This is a genomic window from Blautia caecimuris, assembly GCF_024622975.1.
GTDB classification, from domain to species: domain Bacteria; phylum Bacillota; class Clostridia; order Lachnospirales; family Lachnospiraceae; genus Blautia_A; species Blautia_A caecimuris.
The window spans coordinates 1-18944 of the sequence record NZ_JANJZT010000046.1; the positions used below are offsets into that span (position 1 = coordinate 1).

Annotated in this window: 22 protein-coding genes and 2 pseudogenes; all 24 read left to right on the forward strand. The window is 35.0% G+C overall.

Going from position 1 to position 18944, the window contains the following annotated elements; genetic code table 11:
* Positions 1-565: pseudogene (locus NSA57_RS17870) on the forward strand (site-specific DNA-methyltransferase); the annotation flags it as partial.
* Positions 566-657: 92 nt separating this feature from the next.
* Entirely contained in the window at positions 658-930 is a 273-nt protein-coding gene (locus tag NSA57_RS17875; RefSeq protein ID WP_257465652.1) for a hypothetical protein, read from the forward strand.
* A 12-nt stretch (positions 931-942) separates the two neighbouring features.
* Entirely contained in the window at positions 943-1251 is a 309-nt protein-coding gene (locus tag NSA57_RS17880) for an RNA polymerase sigma factor sigma-70 region 4 domain-containing protein (protein WP_257465653.1), read from the forward strand.
* 21 nt (positions 1252-1272) lie between these two features.
* Complete coding sequence (locus NSA57_RS17885) at positions 1273-1890, forward strand: hypothetical protein (protein ID WP_257465654.1); 618 nt, start codon at positions 1273-1275, stop codon at positions 1888-1890.
* Between the two features lie 14 nt (positions 1891-1904).
* Positions 1905-2318 (forward strand): hypothetical protein, encoded by a 414-nt coding sequence (locus NSA57_RS17890; RefSeq protein WP_195553774.1) that lies wholly within the window; start codon positions 1905-1907, stop codon positions 2316-2318.
* Positions 2319-2371: 53 nt separating this feature from the next.
* A complete protein-coding gene (locus NSA57_RS17895; RefSeq protein ID WP_257465655.1) occupies positions 2372-3088 on the forward strand; it encodes a PcfK-like family protein in 717 nt (238 codons plus the stop codon).
* 14 nt (positions 3089-3102) lie between these two features.
* The gene (locus NSA57_RS17900; RefSeq protein ID WP_257465656.1) at positions 3103-3660 is read left to right on the forward strand and encodes a DUF7666 domain-containing protein; all 558 of its coding nucleotides are present in this window, start codon (positions 3103-3105) and stop codon (positions 3658-3660) included.
* Complete coding sequence (locus tag NSA57_RS17905; RefSeq protein ID WP_257465657.1) at positions 3657-5831, forward strand: PcfJ domain-containing protein; 2175 nt, start codon at positions 3657-3659, stop codon at positions 5829-5831. The genes NSA57_RS17900 and NSA57_RS17905 overlap by 4 nt, the downstream gene beginning before the upstream one ends.
* A gap of 16 nt (positions 5832-5847) precedes the next feature.
* Positions 5848-6174 (forward strand): hypothetical protein, encoded by a 327-nt coding sequence (locus tag NSA57_RS17910; protein WP_257465658.1) that lies wholly within the window; start codon positions 5848-5850, stop codon positions 6172-6174.
* A gap of 13 nt (positions 6175-6187) precedes the next feature.
* Complete coding sequence (locus tag NSA57_RS17915) at positions 6188-6619, forward strand: hypothetical protein (protein WP_257465659.1); 432 nt, start codon at positions 6188-6190, stop codon at positions 6617-6619.
* Between the two features lie 93 nt (positions 6620-6712).
* On the forward strand, positions 6713-6910 hold the full coding sequence (locus NSA57_RS17920) for a hypothetical protein (RefSeq protein ID WP_257465661.1): 198 nt from the start codon (positions 6713-6715) through the stop codon (positions 6908-6910).
* A 24-nt stretch (positions 6911-6934) separates the two neighbouring features.
* Positions 6935-8206 (forward strand): phosphoadenosine phosphosulfate reductase domain-containing protein, encoded by a 1272-nt coding sequence (locus NSA57_RS17925; protein ID WP_257465663.1) that lies wholly within the window; start codon positions 6935-6937, stop codon positions 8204-8206.
* A gap of 21 nt (positions 8207-8227) precedes the next feature.
* Positions 8228-8542 carry a hypothetical protein gene (locus NSA57_RS17930; RefSeq protein ID WP_213049435.1) on the forward strand — a complete coding sequence of 105 codons (315 nt, stop codon included), beginning with the start codon at positions 8228-8230 and terminating at the stop codon, positions 8540-8542.
* Positions 8543-8584: 42 nt separating this feature from the next.
* The gene (locus tag NSA57_RS17935; protein ID WP_257465664.1) at positions 8585-8770 is read left to right on the forward strand and encodes a hypothetical protein; all 186 of its coding nucleotides are present in this window, start codon (positions 8585-8587) and stop codon (positions 8768-8770) included.
* A gap of 75 nt (positions 8771-8845) precedes the next feature.
* On the forward strand, positions 8846-9166 hold the full coding sequence (locus tag NSA57_RS17940; RefSeq protein WP_257465665.1) for an LPD28 domain-containing protein: 321 nt from the start codon (positions 8846-8848) through the stop codon (positions 9164-9166).
* Positions 9167-9502: 336 nt separating this feature from the next.
* Positions 9503-9700: a helix-turn-helix domain-containing protein gene (locus tag NSA57_RS17945; protein WP_022038107.1), complete on the forward strand. Its 198-nt coding sequence runs from the start codon at positions 9503-9505 to the stop codon at positions 9698-9700.
* Positions 9701-9795: 95 nt separating this feature from the next.
* Positions 9796-10206 carry a hypothetical protein gene (locus NSA57_RS17950; RefSeq protein ID WP_257465666.1) on the forward strand — a complete coding sequence of 137 codons (411 nt, stop codon included), beginning with the start codon at positions 9796-9798 and terminating at the stop codon, positions 10204-10206.
* The gene (locus tag NSA57_RS17955) at positions 10181-11005 is read left to right on the forward strand and encodes a site-specific integrase (RefSeq protein WP_257465670.1); all 825 of its coding nucleotides are present in this window, start codon (positions 10181-10183) and stop codon (positions 11003-11005) included. Before NSA57_RS17950 ends, NSA57_RS17955 begins: the two co-directional genes overlap by 26 nt.
* The gene (locus NSA57_RS17960) at positions 10996-12330 is read left to right on the forward strand and encodes a tyrosine-type recombinase/integrase (protein WP_257465667.1); all 1335 of its coding nucleotides are present in this window, start codon (positions 10996-10998) and stop codon (positions 12328-12330) included. Before NSA57_RS17955 ends, NSA57_RS17960 begins: the two co-directional genes overlap by 10 nt.
* An 845-nt stretch (positions 12331-13175) precedes the next feature.
* On the forward strand, positions 13176-14360 hold the full coding sequence (locus NSA57_RS17965; RefSeq protein WP_008975335.1) for an ATP-binding protein: 1185 nt from the start codon (positions 13176-13178) through the stop codon (positions 14358-14360).
* Complete coding sequence (locus NSA57_RS17970) at positions 14353-15096, forward strand: PD-(D/E)XK nuclease domain-containing protein (protein ID WP_118044006.1); 744 nt, start codon at positions 14353-14355, stop codon at positions 15094-15096. Before NSA57_RS17965 ends, NSA57_RS17970 begins: the two co-directional genes overlap by 8 nt.
* A gap of 77 nt (positions 15097-15173) precedes the next feature.
* Entirely contained in the window at positions 15174-15683 is a 510-nt protein-coding gene (locus NSA57_RS17975) for a YkgJ family cysteine cluster protein (protein ID WP_257465668.1), read from the forward strand.
* Between the two features lie 1190 nt (positions 15684-16873).
* Positions 16874-16960: pseudogene (locus NSA57_RS20015) on the forward strand (SEC-C metal-binding domain-containing protein); the annotation flags it as partial.
* A 1145-nt stretch (positions 16961-18105) separates the two neighbouring features.
* Positions 18106-18708, forward strand: coding sequence for an SAP domain-containing protein (locus tag NSA57_RS17985; RefSeq protein ID WP_257465671.1), 603 nt, complete (start codon positions 18106-18108; stop codon positions 18706-18708).
* Positions 18709-18944 lie beyond the last annotated feature (236 nt).

Here is an 18944-nt window from a genome sequence, read left to right on the forward strand (position 1 = left end):
TCCTTTCTTTGATAACACTATTTTACCATACATCATCTCAAAAATATATAGCAGAAATTTAATTTATTCTATACTAGATCCTATGTGCGGTTCAGGAACCAGTGGTGACGTTGCATCAAATTTAGGGATACAATGCGTACAATATGATCTGAATCCTGAATTAACCTGTGGGGTTGGTGGATGGAACGCTTTAAAGGATGATGTAAAAGACAGTGCAGATCTTATATTTTTACATCCCCCATATCATTCCATCATACGATATTCCGGTAATATGTGGGGAAAGCCTCATGCAGATGACCTGAGCCGATGCGAAAACTATGAAGATTTTATTGAAAAGCTCAATCTTGTGATTAAAAAAATGTTTTTCAGTCTGCGGTCGGGAGGTGCATTAGCTCTTTTAGTCGGTGATATCCGTCAAAAGGGCGAATTTCATTCGATTGCTAATGATGTCATGACAATGGGCACAATGAAATCATGGATTGTAAAAGCTCAGTTTGGATGTTCATCCAGTGGACAGAGCTATCACAGCCGGCATCCGTTTATTCCGATTGTGACAGAAATGTGATGATTGCAGAATAACAGAATAAATGTAATCACAGCCGGCATCCGTTTATTCCGATTGTGACAGAGCATTTGCTGCTGTTTCAGAAAGAAGATGTGTTTCAGATACCATATTCTTTTCGAAGGGGCGGCATTTTTTGTCTTCGGACACAGGACTCCAAAGCTCTTACCTGGTTTCATCTTATCTGTGCAGTCATGGAAGAATCCGGTGGAATCCTGTCTTTGTCTCAGCTTTATGAGGAGTTAAAGGAACATCCTAAATCAGCAAAGAACAAGCATTATAAGGAACGTATCCGCGCCACCATCTACGAGCACCGAAATATATTTCTTACAAATCATAAGGGCTTATATCGGCTGAGTTATATGTAGGGAGGTGCAGGAATGGCAAACTGGGATGAAGACAGTGGTTACTATTGTTTGTTGATTGCAATCCTTTGTAATCTTGATGTATATGAATCTATTCTGATGTATAAGTATGGCCCGGATTATCCACTCTGCCAGAAAATCCTAAAAAAGAAAGTACGGATAGAAAACACTGACAAGATGACGGATAACGAAGTAGGTGCAATGATGTATCGACTTAGAAAAGCCGGTTATACGTTGGAAGAAATATCAAATGCTTTTCATTGCTATCCTTCTACCGTACGGAGACGGATAGAAAGAGAAAAAGGAAAAAAAGAGGAAACATAGAAGATAGCAGGAGGTGGATGTATGCCTGCAAAAATGCAAGAGAGAGGGACAACGATAGATTCCTGTTCTTTGGAAATCTGGGAACAGAAACTAAAAATACTATTGTATGCATGGGAAAAAGTTTATACCTATGGAGATGCAGAAAGTATGTGTACGGATGGGATTGTTCTGAATAGATATCGACAGGAAATCTTACACGCAAAAAGTCATCTGGAAAACCTTGGAAGCAAACTTTCTTATACAGTTCCAAAGAAAATGCCTGAAAAATATATGGCACAGGCTGAAACAATTCGGACACAGGCACAGAAATCAGCAGAAGATTATTTTTCTTCAGATGATTATCGATACCTAATGGCAAAATTCTCTTATTTGAATAAAAAGCAGAGAAGTGAGACAGGAGTTACAGAGGTATATGGTAAAGTCCAAAGTCTTTTAAATGCTGTTGCTGAAGATGATCTGGTTGTGATGCGTGAATTGGGAACACCTGGAATGTTATGGGAACAAATCCAGGAGAGTGCAAAAAGAGTTCGATCTATCCCCTTCAAAATAACAAAAACACCTGAAAAGGAAGTAATAAAAAAAGAGGACGATTATCAAGTTCAAGGACAATTAAGCATCTACGACCTTGAAGCATCTTAGGAAGGAGGAAACGAATGACAGATCAGAAAAAGATAGCGGCAATTTTCAATGATTTTATGGCACTTTATCGAGGAACATCCCAGATAGGAATTCAAGAAATCTGTAAGAAGTATGAGAACCATAGAATGTTAATCGGACTTCTTGCAAATTTGGATGCAGCGACATCAATTCCGGTTCCAAAAGTGATGAAAGAATGCTATGAAATTTATAAAAAATATCGGGATCGCGAATTAGAAGGAAAAGACTGGGAAGCTGTAGTAGAAGAAACACGTATTCTTTCTGAAAAATGGAATGCAAATGCATGGTGCGTTCGTGTTTTGATTGAGTTAATCGGACTTTTGGAGGAAGACGATAAAGAACGAAGAAGAATTGCAAAAGAAGTAGAAAAAGAAATGGAAGAGGCAATGCAAAATGATGCAGCAGCCTGATATCTAAATGGAGAGTCTTTCGGCTCTCCGTTTTTATAAAGGAGGATTTTATATTGTTTGAAAAAATGATTCATAATACAGAGGAATTAAACGCAATGGCTGTTCACTTAAGGCTTTCGCAAAATTTTTCGGAATTAAAGTCACTCGCAGCCAAATGGCTGGTTCCGGAAGATCATATACAGGACTTTATTTCAGGGAAAAGAGCTCAACTTGCAGAGATACCATTGGAAGAAAAGGAATATTCTTCTGCCGTCGAGAAACTAAGAGAAGAAATGTGGCTTTTAAAAGATCAGATGTTTACAGATATCGTTTCCCGTTATCTAATTCAAAAAGCAGAAGAAAATCCGGCGTTTAGTATGCAGGTGCTTCAGAAACATAAAACTATTCAAAAATGTATGAATTATATTATGGAACAGGCTTACAGTATAGCACAGAAGGAGCATGAAAAGAGAGTTAATGGGAAACAGCCTGTAACAGGAAGAGAGCAAAATGTAGCGCTTGGAATTTCTGAAATTCAGGTATATCAATGGGCTGAAGATTATTATGCGTTGGATGATGCTAAACAGGAAGCAGATAAAAAAGAAAAAGAACAGAAGAAAAGAATCTCTAAGCAAAAGAAAAGCGTACAACAGAACGGAAAGAAAAAGACTTCTGTGAAAACGTCACCTACAATTCCTGCAAAGAATTCAGCTCCGGCACCAGCTAAAAAGAAAAAAGAAGAGAATATCCAGCTTTCTATGTTTGATATGATGCAACTGGATAATGAATAGAAAGGAATGTACAGATGAAAGCATATAAGGGATTTCATAAGGATCTGTCTTGTTTAGGATACAAATTTAAAGAGAATGCATGGAATAAAACGGATAAAGCTAATTGCGGAGAGAATGGATTTCATTGTGCAGAAAATCCGCTAGATTGTCTGAGTTATTATAGAAACTGGAGAAATTCCGTTTATTATGAAGTAGAAGCCGCAGGTGATCTTGATGAAGATGAATTTGACAGTAAAATATCCTGTACGGAGATATATCTGCTAAAACGACTGACTTTAGAACAATTATTGTTTGAGGCACTTATTTACATGGTAGAACATCCAGAACGTACTTGGAATGGGCATGTAAAAAAAGAATATGCAGAAGCCCATAACGGTTTTGCTGTTGTTCGAGGAAAAAATCCGAATGCACATGGACAGTTAGGAGATATTCTTATTCTTTTGAAAGAAGAGGATAATTGTTCTGCAATAGAAGAAGTGGCATTTTTAAAGATAGACGGGAAAAAGTGTTATCCGGGAATCTGCTATACGGTAAAAGGAATCGAAAATCATCAGGAGGAGATTTGTGCATGAAGAAAAAATTTTTAGTAACTCTTACTCCACCTAAATTAACAAAACAGTTGAAGGAGGAGATTGAAAAGGATGTTCCCATTGTTAGCCAAAAACTATGGGGAAAAAGAAAAGCATATAAATATAACAGCTATATAAAGGCAAAAGTTGAAAAAGGGTATTTGATCCTTTCTATTTTTAAAACTGAATTTGTACGTTCGGGTTCAAAATATCCAACGTATGTTGTTTATTTTAATAGAAAGTCTGAAGAATATATATCATTTGAAACTGAGATAGGCAAATGGAGAACAGCGATGTTAAACAATCTGGATACAGATTTCTCGTACTATTCTTCTCAACACTATATCTCTGAAAAGGATGGGATAAAAATCCAAAAGTACTTGAAGATAGAACGTGGTAATTTTTTGGCAATATGCGACTATCAATCATCTGTTTTAGAAAAACACCGGGATAAGCAATACAAACGTATAACAGATGAATGGGATAGGATGTTAAAACCTGTGCGCAGCCTTCCAAAAGACTGGAAAAAATGGGTTCTCCGCAAGGCAATCTCGGAACATTATATATTTTATCAGTATAAGAGAAGCGGTCCGACAGATGGCTATTGCACTTGTTGTGGCAAAAAGGTTGTGATAGAAAAACCAAAATATAACGAAAAAGGTGTCTGTCCGAATTGTGGTCAGAAGGTGCAGTTTAAATCTATCGGAAAATTCGGACCGATTTGGACAAAACAAGAAACGGCGTATTTACTTCAACGCTGCTATCCAGGTTTTATTATAAGGGAATTTTCGGTACGCATGGCTATAGGAAAAAATAGTTATCAAAATCCAGTAGCAATCTGTTCTGAAAAAAATCGCTATCTATATGACATGGATTTTAAAGAAACACCTTTTTATTTTGGAGATTATAAGCATCGTGGTAATCGTTGGATACGTGGAGAAACTCACAGTAACAACTATTGGTACTATTATTATAGTTATGTAGATAATAGTTCTGGAGCCGTATATGCAAGGACAATTCCGGATCTCTCTAAAAAGGAACTAAAAATGACCGGTCTTCCTGAAATATTAAAGGGGAAAAGTTATTTTCAGCCACGAGATTATTTGCGCTCATTAAGAAAAGCACCCATATTGGAGCAACTGGTTAAGGCAAAGCTAAAAACGCTATCTTATGAAGTTCTGGAAAATCCACTGAAAATATCTTCTTTTCAAGATCATGGTGCTTTGCATTCGCGGCTTGGAATCAACAAAGATGCATTGAAGCGTCTTCGAAAGAATGATGGAAATATGAAATATCTTACGTGGCTTCAAGAAGAAAATCGCTCACCACATTATCTGGATGATGAATTAATTTTTTGGTATATGGAAAATCACATAGAACCCAATGAGTTAAACTTTATTCATTCGAAAATGAGTTATGTTCAGATCAGAAATTATCTCATTCGTCAGAAGGGAAAAAGAAAAGACAGTATTTCTCAAGTTCTCACAACATGGAAAGACTACATTTCTATGGCAAAACGTGTGAAAATGAATATCAATGATGAGATTGTTTATCGGGCAACGAAACTATATAAACGACACAATGATCTAATCAAATATATTGAGGATAATCAGTTATCTGTAACAGCAGGAGAACTGGCTGATAAATATCCGAATATAAATAGTGTACTTTCTGGTTTGAGGGAGAAATACGAATACAGCGACGAAACGTTTACTATTTTAGCACCTCGGTGTATTGAAGATATTTTAAAAGAGGGACAGGCACTTCATCATTGTATTGATAAGAAAACAGAATATCTGGAACGTATCAATGAGCAGGAAACTTATATTTTGTTTTTGAGAAATACGAAACAGCCTGACACGCCGTACTATACCCTGGAAGTAGAACCAGGCGGAGTCATTCGGCAGAAACGGACAGAATATGACCGACAGAATAAAGATATTGAAGCAGCTTCAGCTTTTTTAAGAGAGTGGCAGCAGGAAATTCAGAAAAGGATTACTGAAAATGACAGAGAGCTTGCGAACCGAAGTCGGCAGCTCCGAATAGAATCCTATGCAGAAATGCGTAAAAAGAAAGTCAAAATTAATGGCGGATTATTTCAAGGAAAATATCTGGCAGACGTTTTGGAAGCAGATCTTATGGAAATGCCGGATACTCTTCAACAGGCAGCATAAGCTGGAAAGGAGGACTATGAATAATAATATAGATATGACAGGAAAAGAACATCTTCTTGAATTATGGTCGGAAAGAAAAAATATGCAACAGGTAATTCATGAGCTTATTCAAAATTCTGAAACCGGTGTGGTTGCGTATGACAAGTTCTATAAAGAATTAGAAGCAAGATATAATACTTCTTTTCCCAAAAGCAATGAGGATATGATTCTAAAAGGCATTTTAGATAATGTGCTATGGAACATGGTTGGTAACAAAGAACTTTGTGAACATATTACGGAAAATGGGAAACTATACTTTTATCCGGAATGTGATACACAAATGACGGAAAACAATGCCGCATAGAAAGAGGGGTTATATGAGTAAAAAAGAAAGCATGTTGTTTGAGTTGATGGAAACCTGCAATTTTCTTGATGTGTTCGAGCATTGTTTAGAAGCACCGGATTCTTTACAGTCAGGGCAACATCCAGATGCCCAAATAGGACATATTCGTGCATACTGGAATGGAGACGGATGGCATGGAAACTATTTTCCCTGTAGAGGTGAGCTTTGGACGAAAGCATTTAACCGAGAATCACAGGATATTTATCGTTGTCTGGTGACGCAGTTTTATAATCTGGAAATATTAAGAGAATTTTGTAAGGGACATCCATCTTCGCATGTAGGTGAAAATGAGTATAATTTTTTTATGAATGGTCACGTAGCAGACTACTGGATTAGATTTATAACAAGAGCGAATGATTATAACCTGTACCTAAAAGGCTATAAGAAAAACTGTCAGCATACATAAAGCTATGGAAATATGATGAGGTGTAAAAAGGAAAGATAAAATTCTTTCCTTTTTACACAAAGTAGCAAATGTGACAATGTAAGGGTGAAAAGGATGGAAGAATTTGACAGGATTATAGAGTTTGCAATAAGAACAGATGTAGAACTATATACAGCAATGCCTTCAGGCTGGAAAAAGATTACCGGTTCAATGACTGCGCCGCGTGGGAGTACTTGGATCTACAATGGAAAATCATATTTTTCAAGGCAAAGGAAAACAGCGCTTTTGGTAGAAAAAGAATGTTTGAAATAGGATTTAAAAATGAGGTGGATAGTATTGAAGAAAAAGGAAGGATATTTTCAGCAGTCAAATGGTCAGCTTGCTCTGTTCCAGCCGGATTTCATTCGGGATGCAGATTGTACCAAAGAGACTCCAGTTATATATGGAAAATCGGATATTCCGATATATGGAACTGGTAAAAGAATTCACCCACGAGTTTCTGGAAGGAAAGACACAGAGTATATGAAAAAAATGTATCTTGAAGAATTACTGCCTTTGGAAATGTATGATTTGGTTATAGTTTTAATATCCGGCGGTAAGGACAGCATTGCCTGTTATTACAAACTATTGGAGTTAGGCGTACCCAAATCCAAAATCGAGTTTTGGCATCATGATGTAGACGGTGGACACCCCTCACGAACTATGGATTGGAGATGTACTGCAAATTATATACGTTCATTTGCCGAAGCAGAACAGATTCCACTTCGGGTATCTTGGAGGAAAAATGGATTTTTCGGAGAGTTGTATCGTATTGGGGCGTCGGAATTAATTGAATGGGTAGATCCAGAGACAGGGGAAATTTATCAATGTCCTCCATCAAAAAAGTATATGGAATGTCAAAAGTTAAAAGTGGCAGCAATATCAGAAATGGAAAATAAACTGGCGGAATTCGGTTATCGAATGAAATTTCCAATGAAAAGTGGAGATTTGAGCCGGCGCTGGTGTTCTGCTTATCTAAAAATCATGGTAGCGGATACCGTTTTGCGAAACATGAACAGTGTGGCTGCTAATTTAACAAAGACACGAAAGAATATAAAATTATTAATTGTATCGGGGGAAAGGCGTGGTGAATCCGTAGGTAGAAGCAAATATAATGAAATAGAAATTCATCGTACCAATGCAGTTTCCAAACACCACCGTACTGTACACCAATGGCGTCCGGTTATTGATTACAGTGAAAGAGATATTTGGGAAGTGCGGAAGCGGCATAAAGTAAACCCACATCCTTGTTATCGGGCTGGTTGGAACCGCTGTAGTTGTGCAATGTGTATTTTCTCTACGCCCCGATTATTTGCTGGAATCAGGGAACTGTATCCGAAAGAATATGCTCTTTTATGCCAGGATGAAAAAGTTCTTGGATTTACGCTGGACAACCATTGCGATCTGGAAACATATATCGGTAGTGCGGACTCATGTGTATATCATGGCGATAAAGAAGCGATTCAAAGTCTGCTTACGGGTGAGTTTCCAGTCGAGTCTGTTTATGTGAACGGCAAATGGAAATACCCGGCAGGAGCTTTTCATGGTGCAGCAGGAGGACCTTGTTAATCTGATAGGAGGAGATTACAAATGAAAACGGTAAAAGAAATAACACAGGAAACCGTAGATTCTTTCATTGAAACGATGAGTTTGACAATCTTTTATGAAAAAGTGGCAGATGAATTGCAGACAACAGCACCAGAAGGTTATGGATTTGACTGCCGGAAGATAAGTATTTCAAATGAAATTCAGGAGCAGTGGATACAGCAGTTTGAGGAAAAGCTGGGAAAAGAGCATCTTCCAGAATTGTTCAGAATGTTGTTACTTGCTGGACCAAAGGTGGAACATCAACTGAAAGCAAACGAAATAGCTACTGAAGAGAATTGGATTTGCAAAATGGATTAGGGTTATTACTTTCATTACGAAAAAAGAGAATAGGAGTTTGATATGACAGATGAAGAAAGAATGTTTTCCTGCCAACAGGAAATCCGAAGACTTAGGGGTGTTGTGCGGGAATATGAAGAAAAAAGAAGAGTGTTTCTTGAATGGCTGGAAGAGGAAAGTAAAATACCATCTGAAAACCAGGCTGGATTGAATGTGGTGAAACAGTATTTGAATACATGTTTATATTAAAAGGTCTTAAATAGAGATACCTTTTAGGCATTATTCTGACAGACGGATATTTTGTAGTAGAAAGAAGAGGTAAATATGGAAAGATATGATGCAAGGAAAGAAACTTTTGAAGAAATAGAAATTTTTGATACTTTGGCACTTTTCTGTTCGGGAAGAATTCAAAGAGAAAGTGTTCCAAAAGGCTTTTACTGTTATGAAGTGCGACATGATGATGAGTGCATGGGGATCCCATGTGAATTAAGTTCTCATGTTTTAGTAAATTTTTGGGGAACAGTAATATCTAAAGTATCGCTCATTAATAATGGGGAAGATAGGAGATATATAGGAACTGATGACTGGGGATATACGGAAAATACTGAAATACAATTGAAATCATGGCTTGGGTACAACATGTAAACTTAAAAATATCAGGCAATTTAATAAGGCGCAAAGCTGTTTTATTGAATTGCCATAAAATTACGTTTTATAGATACATTTGGATTTGTTGTAGTGAATTTTATGTAAAATGAGCGGTCTGGCAAAAATGCTGGACCGTTTTTTTATTTATTTACAGAAAAAGGAGAGTGGTGAACTTTTTATTTGTTAGAAACAACTTCGGGTAAATAGTTGTTTTTGTATGTCCGGTAATAGACTTTTTGTTTCTATAACACAAAATGGGCTTACGAGAAATTATAGTATAAGACTCCTTTTAATAAAAAACATATAAAACGAGAAACTTGGAAAGGAGGACAAGTGGAAAATAAAACAGTAAAAAAAGTCTATGAGGTAGAAGAAATACAAAATATTTTGGGAATCAGCAGAAGTGCCGCATATGAACTGATTAGAGAAACCTATAAAATGCAGCATCCTTTTAAAGTCTTGAAAATAGGAAATCTATATAGAGTTCCTAAAGTACCTTTTGATAACTGGTTGAACGGAGAGACAGAATGATCTTTAGCCGGACATACGTTTCTGTTGACGTAAATTTTATCATTTTGATAAGGTTTCATTGAGGTATTTAAGTCATCACATGAGGAGGCTTATATATGAACAACGATATTATAGGAAAAGAGGTTGTGTTTTATGAAAATAATACATGGAATCATATTATAAAAGAAATCAATCTTTATACTTATACAATAGAATATGAAATAAAAAGCGGTTTTTCCGACAAAGAGCAGGCTGAACAAAGTTATTTTTTCTTCAATGAGAAGTTTCAAAAAGATATAGAGCGAATAAAAAGACTAACCAATATTCAATATACTTTTACGGAATATCTGGATTTTTGGATGAAAAACTTATATTTGCCATATAGTGATAGTTCTGCCAAAGTTGGCTATTCATGGACCATCTATCAGATCATTTTACCTAAAGTAAAACGAGATGTTTTATTAGGCATGGTTACCACGAAGTTTTTAGACGACCTGATTGATGAATGTGATGGATATTCAAAATAAAGTCATTCATTTGGCATTAACTGATGCATTAAATGACGGATATTTAAAAAATGATCCACTACCAGGAGTTAAAAAACGATATTGGAATTCCCCTAAAATTACGATTCTAACCAAGGCACAAGTTAAGATCTTTCTTGCTGCAGCAAAGGAATACCATTCCATCTATTTAGAGGTGTTGCTAGCACTGTTTTGCGGTCTTAGAAAAGGGGAAATAATGGGATTAAAATACAAAGATTTTGATTTTTTGCAACACACAGTATCCATAAATCGACAAATAACACGTGATTACGATGTAGTTATTGAAGAGGATCGTACATACAAAATCGCTACTCAAAGATTATCCACCAAACCGCCAAAATCTTATAGCAGCTATCGAACATTGATCATTTCAGCTTTTATTTTTGATGAATTGGAAATAAGGAAAAAGGAAAATGAAGAAATTCTCAAACTTACAGAAAATCATGAATGGGCTGAATATATCTGTCTTGGCATAAAGGGAAATATAAAGTCAGATGGAACTTACACTGAAGCAATAAAAAGAATTTGCAAACGCAATGGACTTCCACACATTACAATGCATGGGCTTCGTCATATGTTTGCTACGATACTGATCGAGCAGGGTGTTTCATTGGAAAAGATATCAAAATTAATGGGACATAAAAGTGTAGCTACAACATTTGAAATCTATTGTGGAATCATGGAAGCGAAGAAAGAAATAGCAAAAACTATTGATTCTGTAATGGATCCGGCAATTGATGCCGTCAAAGTTCGCAGCAAAGGAGGGATAGTATGCATGTAAAACCTATCATAAAACCTCCGGTCAGTGAAACTTTCTTCTACGGTAAAATTATTTCATGGAAATTCAGTGATAGTGTAACTTATGTCAAAGCTCGGAAAAAATACTGTTTTCGTTTTGAAATTGTTTTTGAATCGGGAAAAGTTTGTCCAATGCAAAGAGGGGGATTTGTTTCTAAAACAGAAGCGATAAAAGCAAGAGAAAATACAATCAAACAACTTCACGAAAAAACATTTGTGCCATTTGAATATACAGCCAGAGAATTTTTTGATTATTGGCTTTACTATTATATGATTGATGAAGCTGATATTGCTTATAACACCTATACGGCATATCGGAATATCATATATAATTATTTTCTGGTAGTCTGGGGGGATAAAAAAATCACAGCTATACAAAGAGATGATTTGATTGCAGCGCTCGATAGCATCCCCTACGACTCCGTATTGAGAAGTGCATATGGCGTTATTGGTGGATCGTTTCAATACGCATTGGAAAATCATATTATCTATTTGAATCCTGTAAAATCTGCAATAAAAGTAAAACGAAAAACAGAGAAAAAATGTGAAATAGAGAATAATAAGAAGGAAGAACATGTTGATCAGCCTCCAGCTTTACCGGCAGTATATACACTTCAGCAGGTTACGATAATGTTATACCTATGCAAACAAGAAGAACCTAAAATTTTTATAGCATTATTATTGGCACTGACAGCCGGCTTACGCATATCAGAAATTATTGCAATAAAATATGAAGATATTGATTTCGGTAATCATGAAGTTTATATTGAACATCAGTTAGGAAGAAGCACAAAAAACGAAGGATTGGAAGATGGTAAACTTCTTACCCAGGAACTACGGACAAAAACCAAAAACAGTGTCCGAGGAACCCCGCTGGCTGACTTTGTTATTGATGAAATTATACTTCAAAGACAAAAATATGAAGAATTACGTGCAAATATCCCAGATTTTCATGACTATGGATATCTGTGTTGTCAAGACGATGGCAAACCATACCATCGGGGTTTTGCTCAGGATGCATATACAAGATTAATGGAAAAATGTGGTTTTACAAAAATACCTTGGAGAAAACTACGCAATACATACGCAACAATTCTGGCGGAATTTGAAATAAGCATGAAGGCTATTGCTGCAAGCTTAGGGCATTATTCAGCCGATTTTACTCAAGAAATATATGTTAATACGGAAAGAGTTGTATACAATGCCGACTGCGAAATAATCGCCTTTGCTCTAGAAGTTTTGCCTAAGAATAACGCCGCACAATTGATTCCGCTTGACGAAAGATATTTGCTTGAAGTTCTTCCCTAAAATGTATATAATGGTGTAGATTGGATGAGTCAATCACATAGCAGATGCTTCTGTAATGTTGTATCGTGTTGTATAATTATGCATGGTGTTTTCCAGTGATAAATAGTAAGGGAAATATGAGAAAAATGACCAAACCGGATTTTTGAGCGAAAAACACGTAAAATCAATAAAATTTACATACGAAAAACAACATAAAAAATATCGATTTTTCACCTTGAAAAGTCAAAAACAGGTTCGAAAGAATTTGTGAAATATATACAAAAACAGAAAGGAAATATATGAGAAAACTTGCATTAAATGATGAAATATTACTAAAAATCGAGAAACCCGCCCGGTATATCGGGAATGAAGTCAATAGTGTCATGAAAGACCCGGAAAAAGTGGATATTAGGTTCGCTATGTGTTTTCCGGACGTTTCTGAAGTGCTATAATGTAGCAGTGCTAAAGAACAATATATAGTGTTGTTCTGTGATTTGAAGTACTAGATGTATGGATTGGATGAAACTAAACGAAACTGAAAATGAAAGAATGATATTGTTACGAAATTGAATTTGTTACGCAAAAATGGTAATTTGGAGTGAATATCATTCAGAATAATTAAATATAAATGCAAGGGTTATATGTTTTCTTTTGTCGAGAGAAATTAAAGGGTTGGAGTCACATCATGGGCTTCAGCCTTTTTGTTTTCTATTAAGTATGCTAGAGAACAAAATCATTTGTGCTGGAGTATAACAATGAAGTTATATTATGGTCAAATGATATTTAGACCAATAAAAAGTAATAAAATGTTTAAAAAGTAATAAAATGTGTTATAATTAGAGTAATTAATATTTGGAGGTGCTAATATGAGACTAAAAGCAGAAAATGTATTTAAACCTGGAGCGTATCCGGAATATACATATGTCTCCAGGAATTATGAAAATACAGGTATATCATATGAATTGCGTTTAAAGCAGGCATTGAGAACAGCGGGTTGCCTTACATCATTAATTGGACCATCAAAAATGGGAAAGACAATCTTATGCGAGAAGGTAATTGGATTTGACAACATTGTTGAAATTTCTGGTGCGGATTTTAACAGCAACACAGATTTTTGGGCAATTGTTGCTGCAAAAGTGGGGTTGCCTTATAAAGGAGAATTGACAACAGAAAGAGAGGTTAATGAAGGAAATAGTAAGGAAACAGATAGTAAAAGTGAAAAGTATGTTCTAGCGAAAGATACCGTTATTCAATATTATAAAGAGCACGATAAAGTATTAGTAATTGATGATTTTCATTATGCTTCAAAAGAGATGCAGACAAAAATGGCACAACAGCTCAAAGATGCAATTAGAAGAGAATTAAAGGTAGTCGTAGTTTCTCTTCCGCATAGGGCAGACGATGCAATTCGACAGAATGCAGATTTATCGGGAAGATTGAGTTTAATTAATATTGAAGCGTGGGAAAAAAAGGATTTAAAAGAGATTGCTTTAAAAGGATTTAAACAACTTGACATTAAGATAACAGATGAAGTTGCAGAACAGTTGGCAGTTGAATGCCTTACATCACCACAGTTAATGCAGTATATTTGTCTGAGCATTTGCACATTGTTGGAAGACAAAAATGAGCATATTGTAAATTTTGATATGTTGGAAATGGCATATAAATTTACAACGGTTAACTTTAACTATTACGATGTGGTAAATGTAATGTCTAAAGGTCCAAATCCGCGTGGAAAGAAAAGAAATTTATACAAAACATTAGATGGAAAAGAATTGGATTTGTATGGACTGATCGTGGAATCGTTAGCCAAAAATCCTCCGATTATGGAATTAGATTTTGACACAGTTTATGACAGAATCATAAACCTTATTCCTAAAACAGAAGGAAAACCGGATAGAAATTCTGTAAAAAGTCATTTAAATAATTTACAAACAATCCTAAAAGAAAAAGAAGAAATTTATAAAGCAATAGAATGGAAAGACGGAAAAGTGTATGTTTTGGATCCATTATTTTTGTTTTATCTGAGATGGGGGAGAATGAATGGATAATATGCTGAAAGAGTATATCGAAAAGTTGAAATTAGTGGATACTGTAGAGGAATATGAGGAATTTATATCGAAGCTGCACCAGATGATGAAACAAGAAACATATAAGAATGATATTGTTCAAAATATCAGGAATAAGCAGAAATATATGGTAAACAAATTTTCGAAAGAATCTACCCGTGAAAATATGTTAAAAGCAAAAGAAAATCTGTTAATCTATTTGGATAGTATTTTGTGTGAAGAGTATGAGAAATCATCACAATTTATTCAAAGGGAGCTTGAGAGATTTCTGAGGAATTTTTATTTCTTTTTAGAAGCGTTTAGGGAAGCAAAACCGGATAAGAGAGCATCACTTACCACAGAAAATTTGCAAAAAATACAGATTGAAAATGAATATGATTTACAGCATTTGCTTTATGCAGTTATAAAACCACTATGTCCAGACGCCAGAAGAGAGGTAAATGATGATTCGGGAGTTGGAACAGTTAGAAGCGATATAAAAATTCTTTCTTTAAATACAATCATAGAAGCAAAGTGTACAAGAACATCAACAAACTTAAAAAAGCTGACAGAAGAAATAGAAGCTGATATTGTACATTATAAGGCGGATTATATATTCTTTTATATCTACGACAAAGAAAAAATTATAAAAGACAGGCATGCTTTTGAAACAAATTTTAACAGGAGTTTTGATGGAAAGGAAATCAGGATTATTATTTTGCAACCTGTCAATATGTAAAGGATAAATTTGACGGGACAGAGTTGGGTGAGAAAAGGCTCAGTGTCAGCAAAAGATGAGAAAAATGAGGTGATAATATGATTGCACCAAGAAAAGTAAAATTTGAAGCGAAGAAAAAGGGAAATGAAAATATTGAATTCCGTACATTTTTAAAATGTAATGCAGATGAAAAAGAATTGGACGAGCAGTTCAAAAAACTTCACGAAGAGTTGTTTGCAAAATATGACTGCAGCAGATGTAGGAACTGTTGTAAGATGTACTGCGGAAGTATTCCAGAAGAAGATTTGGAGAAAGATGCAGAATATTTGGGAATTACGAAAGAAGAGCTTATAAAGTCTTATTTGATAAAAAAAGAAAGTGAAAACATATATGTAACCAAGCATCATCCATGTGATTTTCTGAAAAAAGACGGAAATTGTAAGCTGGGAGAATATAAACCTGAAAATTGCAGGAAATATCCATATACGGATCAGCCAGAGAGGTTACATAGTTTGTACAGTGTATTGGAAACAGTAGAAGTCTGTCCGATCGCATTTGAAATATATGAGAGATTAAAAGAAGAATATGGATTTCGTTATAGAAGATAAGTTACTATAGATAGGGAGCAGAAATGTTTTTAAGAGAATATTTGACAAAATATACAAAAGAAGAACTGTTAGATCAGGCAAGGAGTTTTGAAATCAAAAAGTGCTCGGGACTTCGAAAAGCTGATTTAATAGATAGAATTGTTGATACTTTTTGTGCCGAGGAAATGCTTAGAAGCAGATTGGCATGCCTTACAAAAGAACAGATGGACTTATTTCGGAAAGCTTGTATTTCCCCTACCGCTGTTTCTGTAAATGAAGTGGTAGATGCGATGCAGCTTTACAGATATTGGATTGGATATTTTGAAAATCCAACTGATAGATTTTGCGTATTTGAAGATGTTGCTGTTGCCTTTTCTAAAATAGATGATAAAGCATTTCAATTGAAGCAATGCAGAAAAGGCTGGCTGGTAAAGTGCATACATTTCTTTATACAATATTATGGAATAGCACCAATCGAAGTTATCTATGAAATGTATAGGCAGAAAGTGAAGGACTCTATAGATGAAATGATAGAAATACTGTGGGAAATGCCGGTTGATATTGTGGAATCGTGTCTTTTTACAATGGATAAACTTGGGATGGAAGGATGGCCAAAAGAGAACCCGTTATACTCAGAAAAAGGAATATTTGTTCACTTACAGTTGTTTGAAAATGAAGAATTTGCTTACTTGCTTCGACAACAGATGGATAAAGATTTTTATATTCCATCGGCACAGCAGATAGATGAGATATGTAGAACTGGATATGAGGCAAGTTCCTCTGAATATAAAAAGTTGGAATCTTTTTTCATTAAGAAATTAAGGCTTCCTTATGAACAGGCAGTGACATGGTGTCTGCAAGTATGGGCAAATAGTTATGAAGGCGAATCACCATCAAAAATTATTAATAAAATGACGGAAGTCAATATTGTATTTGAAGAAAAAATGATAAATGAATTGCTAGAGTTACTTGTGGCGGCACATAACAATACTCGAATGAAAGAGAACAGAGGGTACAAACCAAGTGAAATAGCAAGAAAAATGCCTATCGATAAAATGCCAACAATTGTTCCGGCAAGTTCTAAAGCAGCAGCAATTTTAAAGGATGCCGCACCACAGTTGCAGGCTATGGGGGTGCCGGTTGACTTAAATAGAAATACAGATGTTATTCAAACAACAATGTTTCCGAGAGGGCTGAACGAGGAACCAATACGAGTAGAAAAGAAAATATATCCAAATGATCCGTGTCCATGTGGTTCAGGAAAGAAATATAAAAAATGTTGTGGAAAGAATAATTGATGCTAAGAAAGTTTTTGGACCAGTTACGAGCGTGGAATATTTTGTGTCATACTTATTTATAAGGCAGAAAATGAGTGGTATTGAGAGCTGTTTTGTTCGTTTTTAAACTGTTTCTGTGGACTGTAGGGACAGAAAATACTAGATGGAATAATAAAAATAGATGGACGGGTGATCCGATTCGTACATAGAGATGATTATTTTTGTATTCGTCAGAGGGTCTTGAGAAGAAAATAGGAGATTTTTAAGGTGCAGTTGCAATTTAGTATCATGAAAATTGAGTTGAGAGTGTGTTTATAATTATGCATGGGAATGGAAAACACTATGAAAAATGGAAGAAAACGAAAAAGAAAAAAAGAGATATCTAGTCACGGGAGCAGAATAAATTGTATCAAAGTGATTTTGATAGAGTCTGTTTGAATAAAAATTTATTTGAATAAAGGAGCAACATAATGATAGAATTTAGACAAACGTCTACTGCTTTTGCTAATAGAAAACCGCGCCACAGCCTATAGCAGACCATTGCGCAGCGATTTGGTTCATTTTGAATTTTTGAAAAACCGTTTTTCAGCTCTGGTAAATTTCGGAACTTATTTTAGCGCAATAAAAGGAGAAAATAATCTGTGAGTGTACTTACGAGAACGGAACTTGAAAAATTATCGGTCATGTATGAGGGAGATAAAAATAGAGATGCTACGAGTAAAATTCGGGGTTTTTTATTTCAGGACTATGTTGCGATTATGAGTCTTCTTAAAAACCAAGTAAAGTATATCTGTTTAGAATACTTAGAGGATGATACATTTGAGATTATTCAGGTAAAGTATTATCCAAAGACAAGTCCGAAAATGAAGGAAATTTCAACAGATCTTTACTATCAGTATCTTCGTCTTCAGATGCTTCAGAGCACATTGAATGATTTTTCAATTGAAATGACAAAGACATTAGAAAGAGAGGTGTCTATTATGTGTAATTTGAGTAAAGGCGTTGAAGAAAAAGGAATTGAGAAAGGAATTCTTCTTTCAATTAGAAACCTTATGGAAACAATGGGGTGGTCGGTAGAACAGGCAATGGAAGGTCTGAAAATTCCTGAAGAAGAAAAAACGAAATATTTAGATGAACTTCACAATAAATATTATGGAGTGGTAACAATGAATAATAATCGTCCTACTTTTAATGAGATAAAATCATACGATGAATTTGTTAAATATTATTGGTATCGTGATGAATTATCAAAAATATGTAAACAGCTTGGTATTGATAATACAGGAACAAAACAAGAATTAAATCAAAATATTAAGGAATATTTTAATGGTAACTTAATCAAGAAAAAAAAGAGCCGTTCTCGAACAAACTTGATAGCAGAAGTTACATTAAATAGTCCTTTACTTGACTGTGGATTTTCATTCAATACAAAGTTTAGAGAATTTTTTTCACAACAAACCGGAGTTGATAATTTCAAGTTTACAGCAGATATGGCAACAGCATGGCGAAAGGTAAAAAAAGAGAATGATACGTCTTTTACAATTCAAGATATGCTGAACGTCTACTATTGTAAATCAGATTATGCAAAATATGATAATTCCACTTGCGAATGGAATAAATTCTTAAAAGATTTTTGTGCTGATGAAAGAAACACTCAATTTAAAAACAAATTAAAAGTTGCGTCTATCCTTTGGAAGATAGTTAGGGACTCGGATTTACCAAAGGTTTATACTTATGATTTGGTAATAAAATATCTAAAAACAGTGTGAAATTATAAAATATAAATTGTAATAGAGGCAGTTAGTCTTAGGATTGACTGCTTTTTAACAAAAGACACCATGTAGGTCAATGGTGTCTTTTTAGTGTTGTTTTATTATCATATCAAGGCTCATTCAATCGTGGTAAATTCGTGGTAAAATGAATAGTTTTCGTAAGCGCTTAAATCTTGGGTAGCTTTACTGTCTACGTTTTTGAACTCATAATGATAGCAAATAGATTTTTACTA

Bases quoted from the DNA above. Each gene is read 5' to 3' on its own strand.
- NSA57_RS17930 (WP_213049435.1), top strand. From the start codon at position 8,228: ATGAAAACGGTAAAAGAAATAACACAGGAAACCGTAGATTCTTTCATT.
- NSA57_RS17910 (WP_257465658.1), top strand. From the start codon at position 5,848: ATGAATAATAATATAGATATGACAGGAAAAGAACATCTTCTTGAATTA.
- NSA57_RS17940 (WP_257465665.1), top strand. From the start codon at position 8,846: ATGGAAAGATATGATGCAAGGAAAGAAACTTTTGAAGAAATAGAAATT.
- NSA57_RS17920 (WP_257465661.1), top strand. From the start codon at position 6,713: ATGGAAGAATTTGACAGGATTATAGAGTTTGCAATAAGAACAGATGTA.
- NSA57_RS17905 (WP_257465657.1), top strand. From the start codon at position 3,657: ATGAAGAAAAAATTTTTAGTAACTCTTACTCCACCTAAATTAACAAAA.
- NSA57_RS17890 (WP_195553774.1), top strand. From the start codon at position 1,905: ATGACAGATCAGAAAAAGATAGCGGCAATTTTCAATGATTTTATGGCA.
- NSA57_RS17950 (WP_257465666.1), top strand. From the start codon at position 9,796: ATGAACAACGATATTATAGGAAAAGAGGTTGTGTTTTATGAAAATAAT.
- NSA57_RS17975 (WP_257465668.1), top strand. From the start codon at position 15,174: ATGATTGCACCAAGAAAAGTAAAATTTGAAGCGAAGAAAAAGGGAAAT.
- NSA57_RS17935 (WP_257465664.1), top strand. From the start codon at position 8,585: ATGACAGATGAAGAAAGAATGTTTTCCTGCCAACAGGAAATCCGAAGA.
- NSA57_RS17900 (WP_257465656.1), top strand. From the start codon at position 3,103: ATGAAAGCATATAAGGGATTTCATAAGGATCTGTCTTGTTTAGGATAC.
- NSA57_RS17970 (WP_118044006.1), top strand. From the start codon at position 14,353: ATGGATAATATGCTGAAAGAGTATATCGAAAAGTTGAAATTAGTGGAT.
- NSA57_RS17955 (WP_257465670.1), top strand. From the start codon at position 10,181: ATGAATGTGATGGATATTCAAAATAAAGTCATTCATTTGGCATTAACT.
- NSA57_RS17960 (WP_257465667.1), top strand. From the start codon at position 10,996: ATGCATGTAAAACCTATCATAAAACCTCCGGTCAGTGAAACTTTCTTC.
- NSA57_RS17985 (WP_257465671.1), top strand. From the start codon at position 18,106: ATGAATAATAATCGTCCTACTTTTAATGAGATAAAATCATACGATGAA.
- NSA57_RS17880 (WP_257465653.1), top strand. From the start codon at position 943: ATGGCAAACTGGGATGAAGACAGTGGTTACTATTGTTTGTTGATTGCA.
- NSA57_RS17965 (WP_008975335.1), top strand. From the start codon at position 13,176: ATGAGACTAAAAGCAGAAAATGTATTTAAACCTGGAGCGTATCCGGAA.
- NSA57_RS17885 (WP_257465654.1), top strand. From the start codon at position 1,273: ATGCCTGCAAAAATGCAAGAGAGAGGGACAACGATAGATTCCTGTTCT.
- NSA57_RS17915 (WP_257465659.1), top strand. From the start codon at position 6,188: ATGAGTAAAAAAGAAAGCATGTTGTTTGAGTTGATGGAAACCTGCAAT.